This is a genomic window from Pseudomonas sp. FBCC-B1565, assembly GCF_059133265.1.
Genome location: NZ_CP101438.1, coordinates 750504 through 772227 on the forward strand (window position 1 = coordinate 750504; position 21724 = coordinate 772227).

Consider the following 21724-nt stretch of genomic DNA (forward strand, 5'->3'; position numbering starts at 1 on the left):
CGGGGGTATCACTTGTCCGCTGTATTGACTTGATACCGCGTGCTGCGGCCGCCTCCGGGGAGTCGGATCAGGCAGTTCTTTTCCAGCAAATCAGCTAGATGACGCGTCGCCGTGGCCTTGGACACCTTTGCCACTGCTTGGTACTGCGCCGCGCTGATACCGTGCTCAAAACCCTTTTCATCGCCATCGAGCAGGCGGTTGAGTACCTTGATCTGTTCGGCAGACAGCGCGAGGTCACGGTGCTGCTGCCAGAAACGGCTCTTGTCCAAGACCCGGTCAATCCGCGCTATCGCTTGTTCCAGGCTGCGCAGCAGGGTCTTGAGGAACCATTCCAGCCAGTCGGTGATATCCAGCGTGGCCTTCTGGCTGGATTCCAGCGCGGTGTAATAGCCAGCGCGGTCTTCGAGGATGCTGGCCGACATGGCGTAAAAGCGGATAGCTTGATGCTCGCCTTGGGCCAGCGCCAAATCGGTGATGGCACGCGTCAGACGACCATTGCCGTCATCGAAGGGGTGCAGGGTGACAAACCAGAAATGTGCCACGCCGGCGCGGACCAGTGGGTCCAGTTCCGGTTGGTTGCGGCTGGTGTCGAACCATTCCAGAAACTCACCGAGCGCGTGTTCCAGGCCTTTGCGCGGCGGCGCCTCGAAATGAACCGTTGGTCGATCAAGTCGCCCCGATACCACCTGCATCGGCTCATCCCCGCGCAACGCCCCGATGTTCAGCGCGCGCGCAGCAAAGCCTTCATGCTGAGCAGGGAATAGCAAGTGGTGCCAATTCAATAGGCGAGCGAGGGTGAAGGGTTGGGCAAATTGTTGCGTGGCATCCATCATCAGCTCTGCGAGCCCCTCGCTGCGACGGCTGACCTGACCGTCTTTCATCGCCTCCAGGCCCATTCGTCGTGCCAGTGACGAGCGCACCGAGCCGACATTCAGTTGCTCTCCCTCGATTGCCGAAGAAGTCAGGATGTTTTGCAGCAAGGCATCCAGCTCATTCTGTGCACTGACCGCCTGGCTGACGGTGCCGAGCATGCCCATTAGCCGACCCTGCGCGTGCCCGCACTCACGCAGCACGACGGCCAGGCGTCCCGGTTGCCAGTGGAAGTGCGGCCAGTCGGCGTGTTGCCATATCCAGAAAGGACGGTTCATGGGCGAATACCTGATGAGTGAGCCGAATACCACATTTATTCGGCTCATTGAGTGAGCCGATTGTGCATTCTATTCGGCTCATCGTCCACTTAGCGCGGCGCGGTTACCAGTTGAGAGCAGCGGCCATGTGCATCTTTTAACTGGCCTTCGAACTCAAGCAGCCCTGCTTGCATCTGTTGCAGCGTCGTAATCTGCATGGCCAGCGCGTGTTTTTTGTCAGCGATGGCCTGATCCGCCCGATCCCAAGGTAATGTACCGCCAGCGTGGTCTCGAAGAATTTCTTGCAGCTCCTTGAGCTTGAACCCCAACTGCTGTGCGCACTTGATAAACATCAGCAACTCGACGCTCTGCGCCGAATAAACCCGGTACTGGCCCTGACGCTGCAGCGCCGGCAGCAGCCCGATTGCTTCATAGTGACGAATCGCCTTGATGGTGGTGCCCGACAACTGCGCGGCTTTGCCGATGTACATGAAAACTCCCTTTTCCGATTAAAGCGCCGGCCTGTTCCAGCCACCGGTCCCGCTGCGCGGCAGTAGAGCCCAGCACCGGTCCCAACAGCAATGTTTGGGTTGTCTTGACCCCACACAATCCCAGCGTGGTCTTGCGTATCTGGTGGATGCCGGGCATGCGGTAGAACCAGCGGTAATACCACGGCGGCGTGTCCAGGGTCACCAACAGGTGAGCGGTCCGGCCACTCAGGAGTTTGTCGGGAAACGCCTTGCCGGTTTGGTACTTGAAGGCAAAACCGGGTAGGAAAACGCGGTCGATAAAGCCCTTCATCAAGGCGGGGATGCTGCCCCACCAGATTGGGAAAACGAATGTCAGGTGGGTGGCCCAGAGGATGTCGGATTGGGCGCTGAGCAGGTCGGGCTCCAGGGGTTGGAACTGGTTGTAGCCATGGCGCAGGACGGGATCGTAAGCCAGGCCGCCCAGGCGCAGGACGCGTACTTCATGGCCTGCGGTTTTTGCCGAGTGGGTGTAGGTGTCGGCCAGGGCAGAGCAAAAGCTGTTTGCGGATGGATGGCCGAGAATAACCAGGATGCGCGTTGGCATGGGTGAGGTCCTGAACAGGGCGTTTCAGGGTAGGGGTTGCCGTATAGGGGAGAGTCAAGCGTGTGCTGCACACAGCAACAAAAGCCTGCTTTTCAGGGCAGGCTTAGGGCTACGTTCGGTTGAGTTACTTCTGATGGGCCGTCAGCGCCGTATACCCATTCATCAAATTGCGATAGTTAGGAATGCGCTGGGACAACAGATTTCCCAGGCCTTCGATATCGTTGCGCCAGTCGCGGTGCAGCTCACAGGCCACCGAGAACCAGTTCATCATCTGTGCTCCGGCTTGCGTCATCCGGCTCCACGCCGCCTGCTGCACCGTGGTGTTGAACGTGCCCGACGCATCGGTCACCACAAACACCTCAAACCCTTCCGCCAGCGCCGACAGGGTCGGGAACGCTACGCACACATCGGTGACCACGCCGGCAATGATGATCTGCTTGCGACCGGTGGCCTTGATTGCCTTGACGAAGTCTTCGTTATCCCACGCATTGATCTGACCAGGGCGGGCGATGTAGGGCGCGTCCGGGAACATCTCTTTCAGCTCCGGCACCAGCGGGCCGTTGGGGCCTTGTTCGAAGCTGGTGGTGAGGATGGTCGGCAGGTTGAAGAACTTGGCCAGGTCAGCCAGGGCGAGCACGTTGTTCTTGAACTCGTTGGGCGAGAAGTCCTGCACCAGGGAAATCAGGCCGGTCTGGTGGTCGACCAGCAGAACAATGGCGTCGTCTTTGTTGAGGCAGTTGTAGGTTGCAGTGCTCATGGTTGAATCCTTTTTTGTTTGGGTGGGTTGGGCGTTGCGTTCAACATGGGCACAGATTAATGGGTGGGCTACGGGGGATAAATCGGCTGGAATAGGTAATACCGTCAACTCAAAGGAGACGATTGTTTATCTATGGTTTATCGCAGAAATAATCTTGAGGATGGTTTAGTATTTATGAAAAAAATGACCTTATAGGTGCTTATTTACCATGAAAATAAACCGCCTGCTGACTGATTGGCCACCGGGCTCCATTGCGACGCAAGCCTGGCTGCATAGCCATGGCGTCGGCCCCAGCCTGATCCAAAAGTATCAGCGCAGTGGTTGGGTCGAGCGGGTGGGCCATGGCGCGTGGAAACGCTGCGGCGATGATCTGGATTGGCAGGGCGGGGTATTCGCTTTGCAGCAAAATGCATCGGTACATATTTGGCCGGGCGGCGCGACGGCGTTGAGTTTGCTCGGCTACAGCCATTACCTCGCCTTTGGAAAGCAGGCTGTCGATCTGTTCGGAACACCGGGCGCTGTGCTTGCGGGCTGGTTCCGCAAGTACCCTTGGGGCGTCGACGTGAACTTCTATCCCGGTGGACTTTTCGCGGAAATGGAAGATATGGCGTTACAAGTTTTCCAGGTCCCTTACAGCCGATTTGAGTTAAAAATCGCAACCCCGGAACGCGCCGTACTTGAGCTTATTCATCAAGCCGCCGACGAGATGCTCTTCAGTCATGTCGCTGATGTGTTCAGCGGTTTGGGCTCACTGAGCCCCAGGCGCCTGCAGAAGTTGCTTGAAGCGTGCAACTCGATTCGCGTCAAACGTGTTTTCCTCCTGCTGGCGCGAAACGCGCGACACGTGTGGTATGAGCGAATAGATCTTTCCAGCATCGATCTAGGTAAAGGCAAACGCCAACTCATCCGGGGTGGTCGACTCGATAAAGAGTTCCTAATCACCGTGCCGGAGAGTTTTGCCAGTGGCGCTTGATGCTCGTTATGCCGCTCAGGTTCGATTGTTGGTCCAGGTCATCCCTCACGTAGCGGCAGAGCGGTGTTTTGCCCTGAAAGGGGGGACGGCCATCAATCTGTTCATACGTGATCTCCCTCGTCTGTCGGTGGACATAGACCTGGCGTACCTGCCAAGTTCTGATCGCCAACAGGCATTAGGCGATGTCCGTCTGGCGCTCCAACGCATCGCGGATGCGGTTGGGCGAGGCTTACCTCACGTCGGTGCGACGGTCCAAACAAATCGAGACGATGAGCTGCGAGTGCTGGTACGCAGCCCGTTTGCTCAAATCAAGATCGAAGTTTCGCCCGTGATGCGGGGCACTGTTCATGCGCCGCAAGAGCGTGATGTCGTGGCGTTGGTTGAAGATCAATTCGGGTTCGCTTCTATCCCTATGGTCTCGTTGCCCGATTTGTATGGTGGCAAGATTTGCGCTGCGCTGGATCGGCAGCATCCCCGGGATCTTTTCGACGTGATGCTGATGCTCCGCGAGGAGGGGCTGACGCGGGAAATCTTCGAGGGTTTTCTGGTGTACTTGATCAGTCATCGGAGGCCGATGAGCGAGCTGCTCGCGCCACGGTGGAAACCGCTCGCGGGCATATTCCAAGCGGAGTTTGCCGGCATGACCCGTGAGCCTGTCACGCTTGAACAGTTGGAGAGTACCCGGCATGGGTTGCTTGAGGCGATACGGCAGCAGTTTTGTGCGCAAGATGCTGCTTTTTTGCTTTCACTTAAGCGTGCAAAGCCTGATTGGGCGCTGCTGGCCCTGGACGGTATTGATAAGCTACCTGCGGTGCAATGGAAGCTACGCAATATTGCTGGAATGTCTGTTGAAAAGCGTGAAGAGGCATTTGCAGTGCTGGACCGTGTAGCCGGACAAATGTTGGTCGGGTCACCGTTTTAACAGTGGCCTGCGCACAGCAACAAAAGCCTGCTTTTCAGGGCAGGCTTGTTGCGAGGTTCGGTTGATTTACTTCTGATAGGCCGTCAGCGCCGCATAACCATTCATCAAGTTGCGATAGTTAGGGATGCGCTGGGACAACAGGTTCCCCAGGCCTTCGATATCGTTGCGCCAGTCGCGGTGCAGCTCACAGGCCACCGAGAACCAGTTCATCATCTGTGCTCCGGCTTGCGTCATCCGGCTCCAAGCCGCTTGTTGCACCGTGGTGTTGAACGTGCCCGAGGCATCGGTCACCACGAACACATCAAACCCTTCCGCCAGCGCCGACAAGGTCGGGAAGGCTACGCACACATCGGTGACCACGCCAGCAATGATGATTTGCTTGCGGCCGGTGGCTTTGATCGCCTTAACGAAGTCTTCGTTGTCCCACGCATTGATCTGGCCAGGGCGGGCGATGTACGGCGCGTCCGGGAACATCTCTTTCAGTTCCGGCACCAGCGGGCCATTCGGGCCTTGTTCGAAGCTGGTGGTGAGGATGGTCGGCAGGTTGAAGAACTTGGCCAGGTCAGCCAGGGCGAGCACGTTGTTCTTGAACTCGTTGGGCGAGAAGTCCTGCACCAGGGAAATCAGGCCGGTCTGGTGGTCGACCAGCAGGACTACGGCGTCGTCTTTGTTCAAGCGGTTGTAGGTTGCAGTGCTCATGGTTGAATCCTTTTTTTGTTCAGGTTGGTTGGGCGTTGCGTTCAACATGGGCACAGATTAATGGGTGGGCTGCGGGGGATAAATCGGCTGGAATAGGTAATACCGTCAACTCAAAGGAGACAATTGTCTCTTGAACAAGAAGCCAGGTCCTTTTTGTGACAGGAAAATGTAAGGAAAAAAATCTCACGCGTGAGCTATTGAGAAGCGCGAACATAGCCTGTAGATTTTCTCACGCGTGAGTTTTTCACAACGAGGTCAGCACCATGAAAAGCAGCTCTCCATCGAGCCCCCCAACAGGGCCCGATACCGATTCAGCCAGCCTTCAGGGAGAGCGCTTGAAGTCGTCCGCGAAAAAACCATCGAGCTTTTACATGAAGCAGATGCGCGCGGGCCTGGCGGCCGCCGGCTATGTGAAACACGAGACTTGGGTGCTTCCCGAAAACCGAAGCCTGCTCAAGCAGATGGAGAAACAGCTTCGCCAGCCGATCCTGGCTGGCTCATTCATGTCGGAGAATTTCATGAGCGCAGGTAACAACTGGAATATCGACCGCCTCTTCACGGCGCTTCAGGCCCTGGACGACGTGGTCTCCAACGACATTACGCTTTCTCTGGTTCAAGGCTCCGAGTCGAGCATCAAGCTGGAGATGAACGACTTCGGCGGCTTGCCGATTTACATTGCGGTGGTGGGTGAGCAGATCATCGTCGACACCGTGCTGGTCGATGTCGAGTCCATCAACGATGTCGCGAAATTCAATGATGCGGTGCTGCGCAGCCGGGAAATGTTCCCGCTGTCCTCCATCGGCATCGAGTCCATGCCGAACGGGCAGGTGGTCTACAACATGTTCGGCGCATTGAGCTCCGACTCCAGCCTGACCAACATCGTGACCGAGGTGAAAACCCTGGTCGACAACGTGCAACGCGCTAGCGAAGCCTTTGAACGTTTCTTCAATTAAGTATCCGGGAGTATCCAATGACTCAATCCATCTGGAGCAAACTGTTCACCGCGCTGCGTGGCGGTGCCAGCGAAGTCGGCGAATCAATCGTCGACCAGCAGGCCCTGCGCATTCTCGATCAGGAAATTCGCGATGCAGACACCGCGCTGGCCAATGCCAAGCGTGAGCTGGTCAGCATCATGGCCAAGCACAAGCTGGCCACGGATCGTGTCAGCGAGTACGACGCCAAGATCAAGGACCTGGAATCCAAGGCGATGGCTGCCCTGCAGGCCAATCGTGAAGACCTCGCCCTGGAAGTGGCCGAAGCCATCTCGACCCTGACCAGCGAGCGGGACGCCGAGCACAAGCAGGCCACCGAGTTCGGCGCCTATGCGGACAGCATGCGCAAGGACATCACCAAGGCTGAAAGCCGCATCAAAAGCCTGCGCCAGCAAGTGGACATGGCCAAGGCGCGCGAAAGCGTACAGAAGGCCCAGGTCAGCGCGTCCATCGCCAGCGGTGGGGCCAACGGCAAGCTGGAAACCGCCGTCGGTACGCTGAATCGTCTGCAGGCCAAGCAGCAGCAACGTGCCGCTGAACTGCAAGCCCAGGATGAACTGGCCGAAGCGTCGACCGGTACCGACCTGGAACGCAAGCTGCGTGAAGCCGGCATCACGCCGAACGAAGGCAGTGCCAATGCGATTCTGGAACGTCTGAAGCAAAAGTCGGCCGAGTAAGCAACGGCGATGCAGGAAGGGCAGTGTCTGCCCTTCTTATTATGTCGAGGTCAGGATGGATGCCCTGAAGGGTTTCAAGACAATCGCAGGCTTGGCGCTGTTCATGGTCGCGTTGCAACTGGTCAATGTCGCGACCGGTTACAGCCTCATGGCATTCGGCCTGGTCCCGAGAACGCTGCAGGGGCTGTTCGGCATACTCGCCTCACCGTTTTTGCACGGGTCGTTTGCGCACCTCAGCGCGAACCTGATTGCTTTTTTGATCCTGGGCACCCTGGTCATTATCGAAGGGCTCAATCGGTTCGTGACCGTCAGCGCGATCATCATCCTGCTGGGCGGCTCGCTGGTCTGGCTGTTCGGCTTTGCCGGCGTGCACGTGGGGGCCAGTGGTTGGGTCTTCGGTTTGTGGGCCTACCTGTTGTCGCGCGCCTGGTTCCACCGGAGCTGGAGCAACCTGATAACGGCCGCTGTCGTGGCGGTACTGTATGGCGGACTGGTCCTTGGCTTTATGCCTCGCCAGGGTGTTTCATTCGAGGGGCATCTGTTTGGTGCATTCGCCGGATTTATTGCAGCCAAGGTACTTCTCTCTACGCCGCGCAGCAGGTTTAATGCCGGCTGAACGCACTTGCGCCTCCAGGCGATGACAAGTACCCAGGGAATCAGGGGCAAGAATGTCGATTTTTCTGTTGTTGCGCATGTACGCCTCGTCCCTGTTTCACCGCTTCGGCTGGGCGGGCCTGGTCATCGCCTTGGGCGTACACCTGAGCACGGCTTATCTGGGCCTGGTGGTGCTGGGCGAACAGCACCTCACCGCCTTCGCCACATTTGTTTACTTCTATCTCACCACGACGCTGACCGTCGGCTATGGCGATCTTGCGCCGCAGACTTCCGCCGGGCGGGTTTTCGTGGCCGCCTGGATCATGCTCGGCGGCATTGCGCTGCTGACGGCAGCCATCGGCAAAACCACCAGCAGCGTCATCGATGCATGGAGAAAAGGCATGAAGGGCAAAGGTGATTTCACCGGCAAGGTCGGGCATACCGTGCTGATTGGCTGGGAAGGCGCGTCCAGTGAGCGGGTCATCGAGTTGCTGCTGCAGGACGAAACCTCGAACGACAACCTGATCGTCATCTGCGATTGCACCCTCGACGAAAACCCGATGCCGGGCAAGGCCGCATTTATCCGCGGTGACAGCCTGTCTTCCACGGCGCTATTGCTGCGTGCCGGTGTGCCCGGTGCCGAGCGTGTGCTGGTGCGAACCCCGTCTGACGACCTGACCCTGGCCACGGTGCTGGCGGTGAATCAACTCAACCCTGTCGGGCATGTGGTCGCGCACTTCAATGAAAGCGAAATTGCCGCACTCGCCAGCTCCTACGCGCCGCGTCTGGAATGCACCTCAAGCATGGCCATCGAGATGCTGGTGCGTGCCTCCCAGGACCCGGGCTCGTCGGTGGTCATCAATGAGCTGCTGTGCGTGGGGCAGGGCGCCACCCAATACCTGATGAAATTGCCCGAGGCCTTTGAAGCCACGTTCGGCGACCTGTACACCCGGATGAAAGAACATCACAACGCCACCCTTATCGGTTATCGCGCCAAGGGCGCCCAGCAACCGTCGATCAACCCGCCCAGCGCCACGCGCGTTGAGGGTGGCGAACTCTTCTACATCGCCTCCACCCGCCTCAAGGAAATCTCCAATGGGATGGTTTAAACAGTTGATGGGGCTCGAGGCCCCGAACGCGAACCCACAACCGAACCACGCCGCCGCCGAAGCCCTGCCGACCACTGGGCCGCTGGGCCTGGCACCGGACAAAGGCGTGATGTTCGACACCACCCTGAAATTGCTGCTGGATGGGCACACCTCGGTGGTTATCCCCGGCTCCCAGGAAATCTGGAGCAACGGCACCGTCGACCTCGGGCAGTCGACCTGGCTGTCGCGCTACTACATGAACGACGAAGACTACTGGTTGCAGGTGCACACCACGGGTGACATCGCCGGGCAGGTCGAGTCGGTGATCCTGTTTAACTACCTCAGTTACATCACCATCAGTAGTGAAGCCGAACTGCGTCGGCTGGCGGGGCCGCAGAGCCTGATCGGGTTGCCGACCTACACCCACGACGGCGTCGAATACGCGCGCGTATGGGGCAGCGAGGAGGGCCAGACCGAACTGGTGGCCATGAGCGAGCGCGTGATCAACCCCGAGGATTCCTACAGCGTCGAGCACCGCTCGATGCTATATGCCCGTGACACCGGCCTGACCGATCGACGCGAGTTCCTGCTGTTTTCCGTCGAAGAAGACGCTGAAGGCACCATCAGCCTGAGCACCTCGCTGGGCATTTCGCTGTACACAACCGACCTGAACGCGCTCTAAACAAGGAAGCCATTCATGCTAGAAGCTCTCTCCATCTCCCTGAACAAAGCCGCCGTGCTCGGGTTTGTGATCTATATCCTCGGGGCCGCCGTACTGTTCGCGCTGTTCCAGTTCATCTACACCCGCATCACCCCGCACAAGGAATTCGAACTGATTCGTGCGGGTAACGTCTCCGCGGCGGTCGCCTTGGGCGGTGCCATCGTCGGTTTCGCCATTCCGGCCAGCAACGTGATTGCCTACTCGATCAGCGTGCTCGACTTTGTCGTGTGGGCAGTGATCGCCGCCGTCGTCCAGCTGTTGGCGTTTTTGCTGACCAGCCTGGTGCTCAAGGGCACGTCCCAGCGCATCAAGAACGGCGAGCTTGCGGCCGGCATCTACGTCGCCGCCGTGGCCATCAGCGTCGGCATGTTGAATGCCGCGTGCATGACGCCTACCCAGAACTGATCGCGCACGGAGCTCCCGATGAAACGAAGCAAGTACGTCCAGCTGTCGCTGGCAGCGTCGGTCGCCATGGCGATTTCCGGCTGCGGCCCGACGGAAAAAACCTACGACCTGCAGAAGAAGTACAACTTCCAGTCCGTCCAGCAGTGCGCCGACGAAAAACTCCCGGTGGACGTCTGCTCGGACGCCTACATGACCGCCATGGCCGAGCATCGCCGCATCGCACCGGTGTACGACAGCCAGGCCGATTGCGATGCCGACTTTGTCGCCGACTGGTGCCAGCAGGACTCCACCGGCAAGTTCATCCCCCGGCTGGGCGGTTTCGAACTGACCGCCGAAGGCCAGGTGACACAATCCCAGGTCGACGCGGCCAACGCTCAAGCCAGCTCCCAAGCGAACAGTGGCGGCTCAGGCTTCTCCACCAGCAGCCTGCTGACCGGCCTGCTGATCGGCAACATGCTGAGCAACAATCGCAACAGCTACCGCTCCGAACCGGTGTACCGCTATCGCGATGATCGTGGCAACTACGGCAACTCGACGCTCAACCAGCGCGTCTCCAATGGCGCCACCTTCGGCCGTTCCAACCAGGCCCGCTACGGCAGCAGCAATTACACCAACACGCTGCGCACGCCCAGCAAGTCGAGCTCCGTGGCGTCGGCCACCTCCCGTGGCGGCTTCGGCAGCAAGGCCAGCGCACGTAGCGGCTGGGGCGGCGGCGGGTCGAGTAGCTAAGGAAGACGGGCCATGAAGAAGATCCACTGCGCAGAACGTCATGACTGGAAACAGACCGCCGACAGCCTCGGCTTTCTGTTCCACACCATCGACAACGAACCCTACTGGGACGAAAGCGCGTACTACCAGTTCACGCTCAAGCAAATCGAGCACGACCTCGAAGACCCGACCACCGAGGTCCATGACATGTGCATGGACCTCGTCGCTCGCGTGGTCCACAGCGAAGAACTGCTCGACCGCCTGAGCATCCCCGCTCCGTTCTACGACATGATCCGCACCTCATGGCTCGAAGGCCACCCGCACCTCTATGGGCGCATGGACTTCTCCTACAACGGCACCGGCCCCGCCAAGCTGCTCGAACTCAACTACGACACCCCCACCAGCCTCTACGAAGCCGCGGCGTTCCAATGGGGCTGGCTGGAACAATGCATCGAACGCGGCCTGCTGCCCAAGCACGCTGACCAATTCAACAGCATCGACACCAAACTGCACCAGGCCTTCGCCCAACTGCAGGTCAGCCAGCCCTTCTACTTCGCCTCCATGAAAGACTCGGTCGAAGACAAAGGCACCACCGACTACCTGCGCCTCGTCGCAGAAAAAGTCGGTATCGAATCACGCCACATCGACATCGAAGACATCGGCCTGACCGCAGAAGGTCGCTTCGTTGACCTCGAAGATCGCTGGATTCCCCACCTGTTCAAACTACACGCCTGGGAATTCATCTTTCACGAGCCCTTTGGTGCGGCGATTGCCCAGTGCGACACGCAGTTTTTCGAGCCTGCGTGGAAGGCCATTCTTTCCAACAAAGGCATCCTGCCGTTGTTGTGGGAGTTCAACAAAGGGCATCCGAATTTGCTGGCGTCGCACCTGGATACTGAGCCGGGTAAAGCTGTGCCAAAGGGCTGGGTGCGTAAGCCGTTTTTTTCGCGGGAAGGGGCGAATATTGAATTGCAAACGGCTGACGGCCTGATCGTGAAGGAGGACGGCCCTTATACGGATGCGCCGTTTATTCTTCAGGAGTTTGCACCGCTGCCACGGTTCGGGGACAGCTATACGTTGATTGGGTCTTGGGTGATCGGGGACCAGGCGGCGGGGATTGGGGTGCGGGAGGATAATAGTTTGATCACGAAGGATTCGAGTCGGTTTTTGCCGCACTTGATACTTGATTGAGCGTCTTGTGGCGAGCGGGCTTGCCCCGCGTTGGGCTGTGTAGCAGCCTCAAATTCTCGTTATCTGGATCTGGAAGAGATAGCCGGAATGAGGGGCTGTGAGCCGCCCGCTTTTGGTCATTCAATTGTCCAACAGCTTGTTGGACAATTCACTAGGGGGATTTACGGACATTAAAAAGCCGGCTTGTGGCCGGCTTCTCGGGGACTGCTTCAGCTTGTTTTTGACAAGCCTCACCAGCCTTCAAATCGCTCAGCCCACATCTCGTCTGGCTGAATAGTAGGGGCATCCGCGGGAACTCCTCCGCTTCGCCAGGCAAGGTGGATAGCGCAAAACCACCCCCCTGCCAAATGTGGGCCGCATGATACCCACATTCACCTCAGTTGCCCACCTCCGGATCCGATTTAGAGCCTTCCCAGCCCAATAAATGCTCATCCAGCGGCACGGGCGGGCGGCGGTTATTCAGGGTGGACCACCAGAACACCCAACCCACAATCTGGAAGTTCTGCTCGAAGCGCTGCTCGTAGGTGAGGTATTCGTCTGGGTGCTCGCCGGCATTGTGGCTGCGCATGCGCAAACCGCCCCCAGGTCGGTTGTAGAGGTATTTGATTCGCAGCATGCCGTCGTGTTCTACCGCGTAGATTTCGCCGTCGATGATTTGGGTGCGGCCTCGGTCGATGGCGAGGGTGGCGCCTTGTTGGATGATGTCGATCATGCTGTTGTCGACCATGTAGGCGCCCAGGGCGCGGTCGGGTTTTACGTTGAGGGCCTGGAGGGTGTGAAGGGTGATGCGGATGCATTCGGTAGAGGTGAATGAGGGGTGGAGGTCGATCTCCACGTCGGTTTTTTCCGGGAGGCAGGCGGGGCCTGTGAGGTATTTGCCGCTGGCTTCGCGGGTGGTGGGCAGTCCTTTTCGTGAGCTCGGGCCTTCCAGCAGGAAGTTGGCCGGTGGGTGTTTGGGGCCTTCGCCGGTGCGCAGCCAACGGCTGGAGATGCACAGCAGTTCTGCGATCTCGTTGAGTCGGCCCATGGGTACACCGCGCTTGAACCAGTTGTTCACGTGCTGGGGCGTGACACCGCGGTTCTTGGCGAAGTCGGAGGCGGAAAGATGAACTTCCCGTAGTAGCGCTTTTAAACGATCACCTGATGTATTCATAAACGCAGAGTTTACTGGCCGGAATTACAGATCAAATAAACCATGCGTTGAGTTGCGCTTGTAGGGTTTTGCTTAGTTGTAGCCTGATACTTCGGATTTCGTTTTAAGTTAAACGTTGTTTATAAAGTATTGAACTTGCTGTTTAATTTTTCCCACAAAAAAAGCCCCGAATGATCGGGGCTTTTTCAATTGCCGAGGCAATGAGGAGCGGGTATCAGCCTTTGTAGGCGGCAACCGACTTCAGGATCTCGGCGCGGGCGGCGTCTGCGTTGCCCCAACCGTCGATCTTCACCCATTTGCCTTTTTCGAGATCTTTGTAGTTCTCGAAGAAGTGCTTGATCTGCTCCAGCAACAGGGGCGGCAGGTCGGTGTATTCCTTCACGTCCACGTAGAGCTGGGACAGCTTGTCGTGTGGAACCGCGATCACTTTGGCGTCGCCGCCGCCGTCGTCGGTCATGTTCAGGATGCCGACCGGGCGAGCACGGATAACCGAGCCCGGGGTCACCGGGTAAGGGGTTACCACCAGCACGTCGAGGGGGTCACCATCGTCAGCCAGGGTGTTGGGGATGAAACCGTAGTTGGCCGGGTAGAACATCGGGGTGGCCATGAAACGGTCAACGAACAGGCAGTCGCTGTCTTTGTCGATTTCGTATTTGATCGGCGCGTGGTTGGCCGGAATCTCGATGGCGACGTAGATGTCGTTCGGCAGGTCTTTGCCAGCCGGAATCTTGCTGTAGCTCATTGGGCGTTGCCCCCGTTAATTGGCCATGAAACATGGCCGGATTGGCCTAAAAGTGGCGGCGATTATAGGCACATTCTGACGCCGATGCCATGCGCCAGACGTCGTACGGTCATTCGCCCTGTGGCTGATAGCGCGGGTCGCTGGCTTGCAGTTGGGTGAGGCGGGCCAGGGGATCCTGGCGATAAAAGCGGCTGAGTTGGGCGTACACCTGTGGATAACGGCTGACCAGTAAATCCGGGGCGCTGAAAAAATATTCACTGGTGACGGCAAAGAATTCAGCAGGGTTTTCGGCGGCGTAGGGGTCGATCTCGGTCTCGGCGTCCGGGTTGGCATCGAGTTGGCGATTGAGGTCGTCGTAGGCGCTCTGCATCACGCTGGCCCATTCCTGCACGCGCATGTCGTGGTGCAGCGGTGGCAGGCCGTTGGCGTCGCCGTTGAGCATGTCGAGCTTGTGGGCCAGTTCGTGGATGACCAGGTTGTAGCCTTCCCACTGACCGCTGGCCAGCACGCCGGGCCAGGCCAGGATCACTGGGCCTTGTTGCCAGGCTTCGCCGCTGTGCTCGCCGTCCCATTCGTGTTCGACGCCGCTGCTGTCGCGGTGGCGCTGGGGGCTGAGGAAGTCGTCGGGGTACAGCACGATTTCGTGGAAACCCTGGTACCAGTCGAGGTCGCCCAGGTTCATCAGCGGCAGTTGCGCCTGGGCGGCGAGCAGCAGGCGTTGTTCCTGGTGCAGTTCGACGCCGGGCAGGGCGGTCAGGTGTTTTTCGGCGAGGAACAGTACGCAGGCTTCGCGCAGCCACTGGTCCTGCTCGGCGGTGAGGCCGTCGAGGAAGGTCAGGTGGTGGCGCACCCGTTGCCAGGTGTCATCGGCAATCGGGTGCTTGGCCAGCAAGCGCTGGCGACGCCAGGCGCTGAGGGACCACATCGCAGGTTACTGCGGCTTGGCTTCGGAGGAGGTGCGGCCAAACCGGCTGCGGAACACACCAATGATCATCGGCACCAGCGACAGCAGGATGATGAACACCACCAGCAGCGACAGGTTTTTCTTGATGAACGGCACGTTGCCGAAGAAGTAGCCCAGGGTCACCAGGCCGCCGACCCAGAGGATGGTGCCGAATACGCTGAAGCCGAAGAAGCGCGGGTAGGGCATTTTTGCGATGCCGGCCACGAACGGCGCGAAGGTGCGCAGGATCGGCAGGAAGCGCGCCAATGTTACGGTTTTGCCACCGTGCTTGTCGTAGAAGTCGTGGGTCTTTTGCAGGTAGTCGCGGCGGAAGATCTTCGAATTCGGGTTGCTGAACAAGCGCTCCCCGGCCGTTCGCCCGATCACATAGTTGGTGCTGTCGCCGAGGATCGCCGCCAGCATCAGCAGGCCCGCCAGCAGCACCGGGTCCATGCCGCCGCCCGCAGCGACTGCGCCAGCGATGAACAGCAACGAGTCACCCGGCAGGAATGGCATGACCACCAGGCCGGTTTCGCAAAAGATGACCAGGAACAGAATGGCGTAGATCCACGGACCGTAATTGGTTACCAGCAGGTCGAGGTAGACGTCGAGATGCAGGATAAGGTCGAGCGGGTTGAAATCCATGGATGGCACCTGTGTGGATGGCCCGGCTCAGCAGGCCTGTGCGGAAGCTCGGGTAATAAGGCTACAAGTGTATGCCGCATTTCTTACAACCCTGAAAGGTCCGCATTATACGGATTGAGAGGTGAAAAGCGTGTTGGTTTTGTAGCGAAGGATGTCGTGGTACTCGGGCTTGCAAGCGCTGCAGGGCTAAATGTGGGAGGGGGCTTGCCCCCGATGAGGCAATGCCAGTTACAAATTGGCTGACTGGCACACTGCTATCGGGGGCAAGCCCCCTCCCACAGTAGATTTGAGGTGTTTGGTCTACCGCGATCAATCTTCGCTGATCGGCAATACGTAGTTCTTGAACTCCGTGTCTTCGCGAAACCCAATGGACTCATAGGTCTTCTGCGCCACTTCGTTGTCACTGCTGGTCGACACGCGCAGTCGCACTGCGTGGGTCTCCTTGGCCATCTTCTTCGCTGTGCGCATCAGGTTGTCCGCCACCAGTTGCCGGCGTGCATCTTCAGCCACATAGATGTCATTGAGAATCCACACCCGCTTGAGCGACAGCGACGAAAAGCTCGGATACAGCTGGCAAAACCCCAGCAGCTTCTTGTCATCATCATCCGCCAGGGCCAGGTAGATCACCGACTCCTTGCGGCGCAGGCGCTTTTCCAGAAAGGCCCGCGACGAATCCGGGAACGGCAAAGCCCCGTAGAACTCACGGTATTTAACGAACAGCGGGGTCAACAGGTCCAGGTGTTCCAGGGTCGCTTGAGTAATCCGCATGCCAGGCCTCAACTTCCAAATGGGGGATGACCACACAAGCGGCCGTGACTCGATGCTGCCTAATGGCGTGAAAAAGCGCAATCGTGCCGCGATCAGTCATCCGGTGAACTGAGCAGGAAATTGCCTTTCATCAGGTCCGGATCATCCGATTCGATGGTCTGCACCTGCGCCTCGTCCTTGAGATTGACCCCCGACAGCTGCCGGCGACACGCCTCTCGCATCAAGTAAAGCAGGCGGTGGGCCGCCATGCCGTAGCTCAGGCCTTCCAGGCGCACATTGGAGATGCAGTTGCGATAGGCGTCGGTGAGGCCGACCTTGGGGTTGTAGGTGAAATACAGGCCCAGGCTGTCCGGCGAACTGAGGCCCGGCCGTTCGCCGATCAGGATGACGGTCATCTTGGCCCCGAGCAACTGGCCCACTTCATCCGCCACCGCTACGCGGCCCTGTTCCACCAGGATGACCGGCGACAAGGACCAACCGTCTGCGCTGCTCTGTTCCTCCAGGCGCGTCAGAAACGGCAAGGTGTGTTTATGCACCGCCAGTGCCGACAGGCCATCTGCTACCACCACCGCCAAGTCCACGCCGCCGGGATTGGCCGATGCATGATCGCGCAGCAGCTGGGCCGACTCATCGCCCAGGCGCCGTCCCAGGTCCGGGCGTTGCAGGTACAGGTGACGGTCAGTGGCGGCGCTGTGCAGCAACAGGCTGTCACGCCCGCGTTCAGCCAACTGACTGCGCAGGCCCGCATGGTCGAAGGGCAGATGCACCGCATCCCGTGCCTGGGCGTGGGCAAACTGGAAATCCAGCTGCGCGCTAGTGGGGATGCTGGTGCCGGTGCGGCCCAGAGCTATACGGGCTGGCGTCAGGCGGCGCAGTTCCAGCCACGGGTTGTCAGGCAGGTCGAGTTGCACAGGCGGCTCCTTCATCCCAATTGCGTCAAGGCTTGGCGAAACGCCGGTGGCAGGCTGTTGCCGAAGTGCACCTTGCCGTCGGCTTGCGTAAAGATGCCCATTTTCGCCAGCCACTGCTCAAACTCCGGCGCCGGTTTCAAACCCAGGGTCTGGCGGGCGTACAAGGCGTCGTGAAACGAAGTGGTCTGGTAGTTGAGCATGATGTCGTCGGAGCCGGGGATGCCCATGATGAAGTTGATCCCGGCCACGCCCAGCAGGGTCAGCAGGGTGTCCATGTCGTCCTGGTCGGCTTCGGCGTGGTTGGTGTAGCAGATGTCACAGCCCATCGGCACGCCGAGCAGCTTGCCGCAGAAGTGGTCTTCGAGGCCGGCGCGGATGATCTGCTTGCCGTTGTACAGGTATTCGGGGCCGATAAAACCTACAACGGTATTCACCAAAAACGGTTTGAAATGTCGGGCCACGGCGTAGGCCCGGGTTTCGCAGGTTTGCTGGTCGACGCCAAAGTGCGCGTTGGCCGACAAGGCGCTGCCCTGGCCGGTTTCGAAGTACATCAGGTTCTGGCCCAAGGTGCCGCGATTGAGGCTCAGGCCCGCTTCGTAACCTTCCTGCAGCACGCTCAGGCTGATACCGAAGCTGGCGTTGGCGGCCTCGGTGCCGGCAATCGACTGGAACACCAAGTCCAGCGGCACGCCACGGTTGATCGCCTCGATGGAGGTGGTGACGTGGGTCAGCACGCAGGCCTGGGTGGGGATTTCATAGCGTTGGATGATCGCGTCGAGCATCTCCAGCATGGCGCAGATCGAGGCGATGCTGTCGGTGGCTGGGTTGATGCCGATCATGGCGTCGCCGTTGCCGTACAGCAGGCCATCGAGAATGCTCGCGGCGATGCCGGCCGGTTCGTCCGTAGGGTGGTTGGGCTGCAGCCGCGTGGATAAGCGCCCGCGCAGGCCCATGGTGCCGCGAAACTGCGTGACCACGCGGATCTTCTGCGCGACCAGTACCAGGTCCTGCACGCGCATGATCTTCGACACGGCAGCGGCCATTTCCGGTGTCAGCCCTGGCGCTAAGGCGCGTAGGGAATGTTCATCGGCTGCGTCGCTGAGCAGCCAGTCGCGCAGGCCGCCGACGGTCAGGTGGCTGACGGCGGTAAACGCCTGTTTATCGTGGGTGTCGATGATCAGCCGGGTGACTTCATCGCTTTCGTAGGGAATCAGCACTTCTTCGAGGAAGTGTTTCAGCGGGATATTCGCTAACGCCATCTGCGCGGCCACCCGCTCACCGTCGTTCTGTGCGGCGACGCCAGCGAGAAAGTCCCCGGAGCGTGCGGGGCTGGCCTTGGCCATCACGTCCTTGAGGCTGTCGAAGCGGTAGGTCTGTGCACCCACCGCGTGGGAAAAACTTGCCATACAGTGTCTCCTTGGCGACGCAGGCACGTGCCTGCGTCGAGGTTTACGGCTATCAGTGCAAGGCGGCCTCTGCGGCCTGGATCGCCGCGAATTCCTCTTCGGGCGTGCCCGCTACCAAGTGATGCCGGCTGTAGAAAGCAAAGTAAGCAATTAATACTCCATAGATGATCGCTGCGCCAATCACCACCCGTGGATCCACCAGAAAGCCCGCCACCACGGCCACGCAGGCCAGCACGAGTGCAACACCCGAGGTAAAGATGCCGCCCGGCGTGCGGTACGGGCGGTCCATTTTGGGGCGGCGGATGCGCAGGGTGATGTGCGCGGCCATCATCAGCACGTAGGAAATGGTTGCACCGAACACTGCCACCAGGATCAGCAGGTCACCCTGGCCGGTCAGCGACAGGCCAAAGCCGATGATGCCGGGGATGACCAGGGCCAGTACGGGCGCCTTGCTTTTGTTGGTTTGCGACAGTTTGCGTGGCAGGTAGCCGGCTCGGGATAGCGCGAAGATCTGCCGCGAATAAGCGTAGATAATCGAGAAAAAGCTCGCGATCAGCCCAGCCAGGCCCACCAGGTTGACGAAGCTGCCCATCCAGGTCGAACCACCGTAGGACAACGCCAGCGCTTCAACCAACGGGTTGCCGGATTTGATCAACGCGTAGGTGCCGGCACCGCCCGGTGCGATCACCAGGATCAGCAAGGCAAAACTGGTCAGCACCACAATGGCGCCAATCAGGCCGCGTGGCAGGTCGCGTTTCGGGTTCTTGGTTTCTTCGGCGGCCAGCGGCACACCCTCGACGGCCAGGAAAAACCAGATGGCATAGGGGATTGCCGCCCACACGCCCACATAGCCGAACGGCAGGAACGTACTGGCGCCCTTGGCCTCGGTCACCGGGATGTCCAGCAGGTTGGCGACGCTGAAGTGCGGCACCATCGACACCAGGAATACACCCAAGGCAATCGCGGCCACGGCGGTAATCACAAACATCAACTTCAAGGCTTCACCGACACCAAAGATGTGGATGCCGATAAAGATGATGTAGAACGCCAGGTAAATCATCCAGCCGCCAATGCCGAACAGCGACTCGCAATACGCGCCGATAAACACCGCGATGGCGGCGGGGGCGATGGCGTATTCGATCAGGATCGCGGTGCCGGTGAGGAACCCACCCCACGGCCCGAATGCACTGCGGGCGAAGCCGTAGCCACCACCGGCGGTGGGGATCATGGAAGACAGCTCGGCCAAAGAAAAGCACATGCACAGGTACATGGTGGCCATCAGTAATGTGGCCAGGAACATACCGCCCCAGCCACCCTGGGCCAGGCCGAAGTTCCAGCCGGCGTAGTCGCCGGAGATCACGTAGGCAACGCCAAGGCCTACCAGCAGCACCCAGCCGGCGGCGCCTTTTTTCAGTTCGCGTTGTTGGAAGTATTGGGAGTCGACTTTTTCGAAGTCGACAGAAGAACTTGTAGGTTCGCTAGACATGGGAAAAGTACCTTCCGTTGTTATTGTTTTAACTCGGCCTCTTCGTGCCGAATGCACTTCGCAAGTACTTATGAAGATTTAAATGTGGGAGCGAGCAAGCCCGCTCCCACATGTTTAATTGCATTTCAACTGTGAGAGCGGGTTGTCAGTTAGAAGAACCCAAGAGGATTGATGTCGTAACTCACCAGCAAGTTCTTGGTCTGCTGGTAGTGATCCAACATCATCTTGTGCGTCTCACGCCCAACGCCGGACTTCTTGTAGCCACCGAACGCGGCATGGGCCGGATACAGGTGGTAGCAGTTGGTCCACACACGGCCCGCCTTGATCGCGCGGCCCATGCGGTAGGCGCGGTTGATGTCGCGGGTCCACACACCGGCGCCGAGGCCGAACTCGGTGTCGTTGGCAATCGCCAGGGCTTCGGCTTCGTCCTTGAAGGTGGTGATGCTCACCACCGGGCCGAAGATTTCTTCCTGGAACACGCGCATTTTGTTGGTGCCCTTGAGCAGGGTCGGCTGGATGTAATAGCCGCCGGCCATGTCGCCGGTCAGCTTCTCGACCTTGCCGCCGGTCAGCAGTTGCGCGCCTTCGCCCTTGGCGATTTCCAGGTAGGACAGGATCTTGTCGAACTGCTGCTCGGACGCCTGGGCGCCGACCATGGTGTCGGTGTCCAGCGGGTCGCCGCGTTTGATCGATTCGATCTTCTTCATCACCACTTTCATGAAGTCGTCGTAGATCGACTCTTCCACCAGCGCACGGGAAGGGCAGGTGCACACTTCACCCTGGTTGAAGAACGCCAGCACCAGGCCTTCGGCGGCCTTTTCGATGAACGAAGGTTCGGCTTTCATGATGTCGGCGAAGAAGATGTTCGGCGACTTGCCGCCCAGCTCAACCGTGGACGGAATGATGTTCTCGGCCGCCGCATGCATGATGTGCGCGCCCACGGGCGTGGAGCCGGTGAAGGCAATCTTGGCGATGCGTTTGCTGGTGGCCAGGGCTTCGCCAGCTTCTTTGCCGAAACCTTGAACCACGTTCAACACGCCAGGTGGCAACAGGTCACCGATCACCTCCAGCAGCACGGTGATGCCCAGCGGGGTTTGCTCGGCGGGTTTGAGCACCACGCAGTTACCGGCGGCCAGGGCCGGCGCGAGTTTCCACGCAGCCATCAGGATCGGGAAGTTCCACGGGATGATCTGGCCGACCACGCCCAGCGGTTCATGGAAGTGATAGGACGCGGTGTGTTCGTTGATTTCGGCGCTGGTGCCTTCCTGGGCGCGGATGCAGCCGGCGAAGTAACGGAAGTGGTCGGCGGCCAGCGGGATGTCGGCGTTGAGGGTTTCACGCACGGCCTTGCCGTTGTCCCAGGTTTCGGTGATGGCCAGCAGTTCGAGGTTCTGTTCGATGCGGTCGGCGATTTTCAACAGGACCAGCGAACGGTCCTGGGCCGAGGTCTTGCCCCAGGCGTCGGCGGCGGCATGGGCGGCGTCCAGGGCTTTGTCGATGTCTTTGGCGGTGGAGCGCGGGAATTCGGCGATTGGCTTGCCGTTGACCGGCGAAGTGTTGGTGAAATAGTTGCCATCGACCGGCGCAACGAACTCGCCACCGATGTAGTTGCCGTACTTGGCCTTGAACGAAACGATGGCGCCTTCAGTACCGGGGTGTGCGTAACGCATGGTGGGTATCTCCTGGCTTTTATGTTTATTGGGAGCGCAGCGCAGCGAGCGCTTGATAAGCGTAGAGCAAAG

At 59.3% G+C, this 21724-nt stretch carries 24 protein-coding genes; 10 read left to right on the top strand and 14 right to left on the bottom strand.

Going from position 1 to position 21724, the window contains the following annotated elements; translation table 11 throughout:
• Positions 1–8: 8 nt before the first annotated feature.
• From NL123_RS03545 to ycaC (NL123_RS03560), 4 genes are all read right to left on the bottom strand, one after another.
• Complete coding sequence (locus NL123_RS03545; RefSeq protein ID WP_494357215.1) at positions 9–1148, bottom strand: Fic family protein; 1140 nt, start codon at positions 1146–1148, stop codon at positions 9–11.
• Between the two features lie 89 nt (positions 1149–1237).
• On the bottom strand, positions 1238–1618 hold the full coding sequence (locus NL123_RS03550) for a MerR family transcriptional regulator (protein ID WP_494357216.1): 381 nt from the start codon (positions 1616–1618) through the stop codon (positions 1238–1240).
• Positions 1557–2201, bottom strand: coding sequence for an NAD(P)H-dependent oxidoreductase (locus NL123_RS03555; protein ID WP_494357217.1), 645 nt, complete (start codon positions 2199–2201; stop codon positions 1557–1559). Before NL123_RS03555 ends, NL123_RS03550 begins: the two co-directional genes overlap by 62 nt.
• A 124-nt stretch (positions 2202–2325) precedes the next feature.
• Positions 2326–2958 (bottom strand): isochorismate family cysteine hydrolase YcaC, encoded by a 633-nt coding sequence (ycaC, locus tag NL123_RS03560; protein ID WP_494357218.1) that lies wholly within the window; start codon positions 2956–2958, stop codon positions 2326–2328.
• 208 nt (positions 2959–3166) lie between these two features.
• On the opposite strand from ycaC (NL123_RS03560), the gene NL123_RS03565 reads away from it, so the two are divergent.
• Positions 3167–3931: a type IV toxin-antitoxin system AbiEi family antitoxin domain-containing protein gene (locus NL123_RS03565; protein ID WP_494357219.1), complete on the top strand. Its 765-nt coding sequence runs from the start codon at positions 3167–3169 to the stop codon at positions 3929–3931.
• Complete coding sequence (locus NL123_RS03570; RefSeq protein ID WP_494357220.1) at positions 3921–4853, top strand: nucleotidyl transferase AbiEii/AbiGii toxin family protein; 933 nt, start codon at positions 3921–3923, stop codon at positions 4851–4853. Before NL123_RS03565 ends, NL123_RS03570 begins: the two co-directional genes overlap by 11 nt.
• A gap of 66 nt (positions 4854–4919) precedes the next feature.
• Here NL123_RS03570 and ycaC (NL123_RS03575) read toward each other — a convergent pair whose 3' ends face one another.
• Positions 4920–5552: an isochorismate family cysteine hydrolase YcaC gene (ycaC, locus tag NL123_RS03575; RefSeq protein ID WP_494357221.1), complete on the bottom strand. Its 633-nt coding sequence runs from the start codon at positions 5550–5552 to the stop codon at positions 4920–4922.
• 371 nt (positions 5553–5923) lie between these two features.
• Between ycaC (NL123_RS03575) and NL123_RS03580 the strand changes: the two genes are divergently transcribed.
• The 8 genes from NL123_RS03580 to NL123_RS03615 are packed head-to-tail and all read left to right on the top strand — an operon-like array spanning position 5924 to position 11928.
• Positions 5924–6505, top strand: coding sequence for a YjfI family protein (locus NL123_RS03580; RefSeq protein WP_494357222.1), 582 nt, complete (start codon positions 5924–5926; stop codon positions 6503–6505).
• Between the two features lie 17 nt (positions 6506–6522).
• Positions 6523–7221: a PspA/IM30 family protein gene (locus tag NL123_RS03585; RefSeq protein ID WP_078050361.1), complete on the top strand. Its 699-nt coding sequence runs from the start codon at positions 6523–6525 to the stop codon at positions 7219–7221.
• A 55-nt stretch (positions 7222–7276) separates the two neighbouring features.
• On the top strand, positions 7277–7837 hold the full coding sequence (locus NL123_RS03590; RefSeq protein ID WP_494357223.1) for a rhomboid family intramembrane serine protease: 561 nt from the start codon (positions 7277–7279) through the stop codon (positions 7835–7837).
• Between the two features lie 52 nt (positions 7838–7889).
• Positions 7890–8924 (top strand): ion channel, encoded by a 1035-nt coding sequence (locus NL123_RS03595; RefSeq protein ID WP_494357224.1) that lies wholly within the window; start codon positions 7890–7892, stop codon positions 8922–8924.
• A complete protein-coding gene (locus NL123_RS03600) occupies positions 8911–9585 on the top strand; it encodes a DUF2491 family protein (RefSeq protein WP_494357225.1) in 675 nt (224 codons plus the stop codon). The genes NL123_RS03595 and NL123_RS03600 overlap by 14 nt, the downstream gene beginning before the upstream one ends.
• 15 nt (positions 9586–9600) lie before the next feature.
• Positions 9601–10029, top strand: a complete 429-nt coding sequence (locus NL123_RS03605) for a DUF350 domain-containing protein (protein ID WP_494357226.1) — start codon at positions 9601–9603, stop codon at positions 10027–10029.
• A gap of 18 nt (positions 10030–10047) precedes the next feature.
• Positions 10048–10758 (top strand): DUF1190 domain-containing protein, encoded by a 711-nt coding sequence (locus tag NL123_RS03610; protein ID WP_494357227.1) that lies wholly within the window; start codon positions 10048–10050, stop codon positions 10756–10758.
• Positions 10759–10770: 12 nt separating this feature from the next.
• Entirely contained in the window at positions 10771–11928 is a 1158-nt protein-coding gene (locus tag NL123_RS03615) for a glutathionylspermidine synthase family protein (protein ID WP_494357228.1), read from the top strand.
• A gap of 376 nt (positions 11929–12304) precedes the next feature.
• Here NL123_RS03615 and NL123_RS03620 read toward each other — a convergent pair whose 3' ends face one another.
• From NL123_RS03620 to exaC, 9 genes are all read right to left on the bottom strand, one after another.
• A complete protein-coding gene (locus NL123_RS03620; protein WP_248484863.1) occupies positions 12305–13081 on the bottom strand; it encodes a LexA family transcriptional regulator in 777 nt (258 codons plus the stop codon).
• Between the two features lie 214 nt (positions 13082–13295).
• A complete protein-coding gene (gene ppa, locus NL123_RS03625; protein ID WP_003219382.1) occupies positions 13296–13823 on the bottom strand; it encodes an inorganic diphosphatase in 528 nt (175 codons plus the stop codon).
• 109 nt (positions 13824–13932) lie between these two features.
• Positions 13933–14748, bottom strand: coding sequence for a M90 family metallopeptidase (locus NL123_RS03630; protein ID WP_248484861.1), 816 nt, complete (start codon positions 14746–14748; stop codon positions 13933–13935).
• A gap of 6 nt (positions 14749–14754) precedes the next feature.
• Complete coding sequence (locus tag NL123_RS03635; protein ID WP_028618093.1) at positions 14755–15411, bottom strand: DedA family protein; 657 nt, start codon at positions 15409–15411, stop codon at positions 14755–14757.
• A gap of 309 nt (positions 15412–15720) precedes the next feature.
• Complete coding sequence (locus tag NL123_RS03640; RefSeq protein WP_017735604.1) at positions 15721–16179, bottom strand: GNAT family N-acetyltransferase; 459 nt, start codon at positions 16177–16179, stop codon at positions 15721–15723.
• Between the two features lie 92 nt (positions 16180–16271).
• Positions 16272–17105, bottom strand: a complete 834-nt coding sequence (eutC, locus tag NL123_RS03645) for an ethanolamine ammonia-lyase subunit EutC (protein WP_248484859.1) — start codon at positions 17103–17105, stop codon at positions 16272–16274.
• Positions 17102–18496 (bottom strand): ethanolamine ammonia-lyase subunit EutB, encoded by a 1395-nt coding sequence (locus NL123_RS03650; RefSeq protein ID WP_494357229.1) that lies wholly within the window; start codon positions 18494–18496, stop codon positions 17102–17104. The genes eutC and NL123_RS03650 overlap by 4 nt, the downstream gene beginning before the upstream one ends.
• A gap of 52 nt (positions 18497–18548) precedes the next feature.
• On the bottom strand, positions 18549–19982 hold the full coding sequence (eat, locus tag NL123_RS03655; protein ID WP_494357230.1) for an ethanolamine permease: 1434 nt from the start codon (positions 19980–19982) through the stop codon (positions 18549–18551).
• A 149-nt stretch (positions 19983–20131) separates the two neighbouring features.
• Complete coding sequence (gene exaC, locus NL123_RS03660; protein WP_494357231.1) at positions 20132–21652, bottom strand: acetaldehyde dehydrogenase ExaC; 1521 nt, start codon at positions 21650–21652, stop codon at positions 20132–20134.
• Positions 21653–21724 lie beyond the last annotated feature (72 nt).

What these genes read in the sequence shown, in the direction of transcription:
- NL123_RS03590 (WP_494357223.1), top strand. Translation starts at nt 7,277, where the DNA reads ATGGATGCCCTGAAGGGTTTCAAGACAATCGCAGGCTTGGCGCTGTTC.
- NL123_RS03565 (WP_494357219.1), top strand. Translation starts at nt 3,167, where the DNA reads ATGAAAATAAACCGCCTGCTGACTGATTGGCCACCGGGCTCCATTGCG.
- eat (WP_494357230.1), bottom strand. Translation starts at nt 19,982, where the DNA reads ATGTCTAGCGAACCTACAAGTTCTTCTGTCGACTTCGAAAAAGTCGAC.
- NL123_RS03620 (WP_248484863.1), bottom strand. Translation starts at nt 13,081, where the DNA reads ATGAATACATCAGGTGATCGTTTAAAAGCGCTACTACGGGAAGTTCAT.
- NL123_RS03585 (WP_078050361.1), top strand. Translation starts at nt 6,523, where the DNA reads ATGACTCAATCCATCTGGAGCAAACTGTTCACCGCGCTGCGTGGCGGT.
- NL123_RS03600 (WP_494357225.1), top strand. Translation starts at nt 8,911, where the DNA reads ATGGGATGGTTTAAACAGTTGATGGGGCTCGAGGCCCCGAACGCGAAC.
- NL123_RS03545 (WP_494357215.1), bottom strand. Translation starts at nt 1,148, where the DNA reads ATGAACCGTCCTTTCTGGATATGGCAACACGCCGACTGGCCGCACTTC.
- ycaC (WP_494357218.1), bottom strand. Translation starts at nt 2,958, where the DNA reads ATGAGCACTGCAACCTACAACTGCCTCAACAAAGACGACGCCATTGTT.
- NL123_RS03630 (WP_248484861.1), bottom strand. Translation starts at nt 14,748, where the DNA reads ATGTGGTCCCTCAGCGCCTGGCGTCGCCAGCGCTTGCTGGCCAAGCAC.
- NL123_RS03610 (WP_494357227.1), top strand. Translation starts at nt 10,048, where the DNA reads ATGAAACGAAGCAAGTACGTCCAGCTGTCGCTGGCAGCGTCGGTCGCC.
- NL123_RS03595 (WP_494357224.1), top strand. Translation starts at nt 7,890, where the DNA reads ATGTCGATTTTTCTGTTGTTGCGCATGTACGCCTCGTCCCTGTTTCAC.
- NL123_RS03605 (WP_494357226.1), top strand. Translation starts at nt 9,601, where the DNA reads ATGCTAGAAGCTCTCTCCATCTCCCTGAACAAAGCCGCCGTGCTCGGG.
- NL123_RS03635 (WP_028618093.1), bottom strand. Translation starts at nt 15,411, where the DNA reads ATGGATTTCAACCCGCTCGACCTTATCCTGCATCTCGACGTCTACCTC.
- exaC (WP_494357231.1), bottom strand. Translation starts at nt 21,652, where the DNA reads ATGCGTTACGCACACCCCGGTACTGAAGGCGCCATCGTTTCGTTCAAG.
- NL123_RS03650 (WP_494357229.1), bottom strand. Translation starts at nt 18,496, where the DNA reads ATGGCAAGTTTTTCCCACGCGGTGGGTGCACAGACCTACCGCTTCGAC.
- ycaC (WP_494357221.1), bottom strand. Translation starts at nt 5,552, where the DNA reads ATGAGCACTGCAACCTACAACCGCTTGAACAAAGACGACGCCGTAGTC.
- NL123_RS03555 (WP_494357217.1), bottom strand. Translation starts at nt 2,201, where the DNA reads ATGCCAACGCGCATCCTGGTTATTCTCGGCCATCCATCCGCAAACAGC.
- NL123_RS03550 (WP_494357216.1), bottom strand. Translation starts at nt 1,618, where the DNA reads ATGTACATCGGCAAAGCCGCGCAGTTGTCGGGCACCACCATCAAGGCG.
- NL123_RS03615 (WP_494357228.1), top strand. Translation starts at nt 10,771, where the DNA reads ATGAAGAAGATCCACTGCGCAGAACGTCATGACTGGAAACAGACCGCC.
- eutC (WP_248484859.1), bottom strand. Translation starts at nt 17,105, where the DNA reads ATGAAGGAGCCGCCTGTGCAACTCGACCTGCCTGACAACCCGTGGCTG.
- ppa (WP_003219382.1), bottom strand. Translation starts at nt 13,823, where the DNA reads ATGAGCTACAGCAAGATTCCGGCTGGCAAAGACCTGCCGAACGACATC.
- NL123_RS03640 (WP_017735604.1), bottom strand. Translation starts at nt 16,179, where the DNA reads ATGCGGATTACTCAAGCGACCCTGGAACACCTGGACCTGTTGACCCCG.
- NL123_RS03580 (WP_494357222.1), top strand. Translation starts at nt 5,924, where the DNA reads ATGAAGCAGATGCGCGCGGGCCTGGCGGCCGCCGGCTATGTGAAACAC.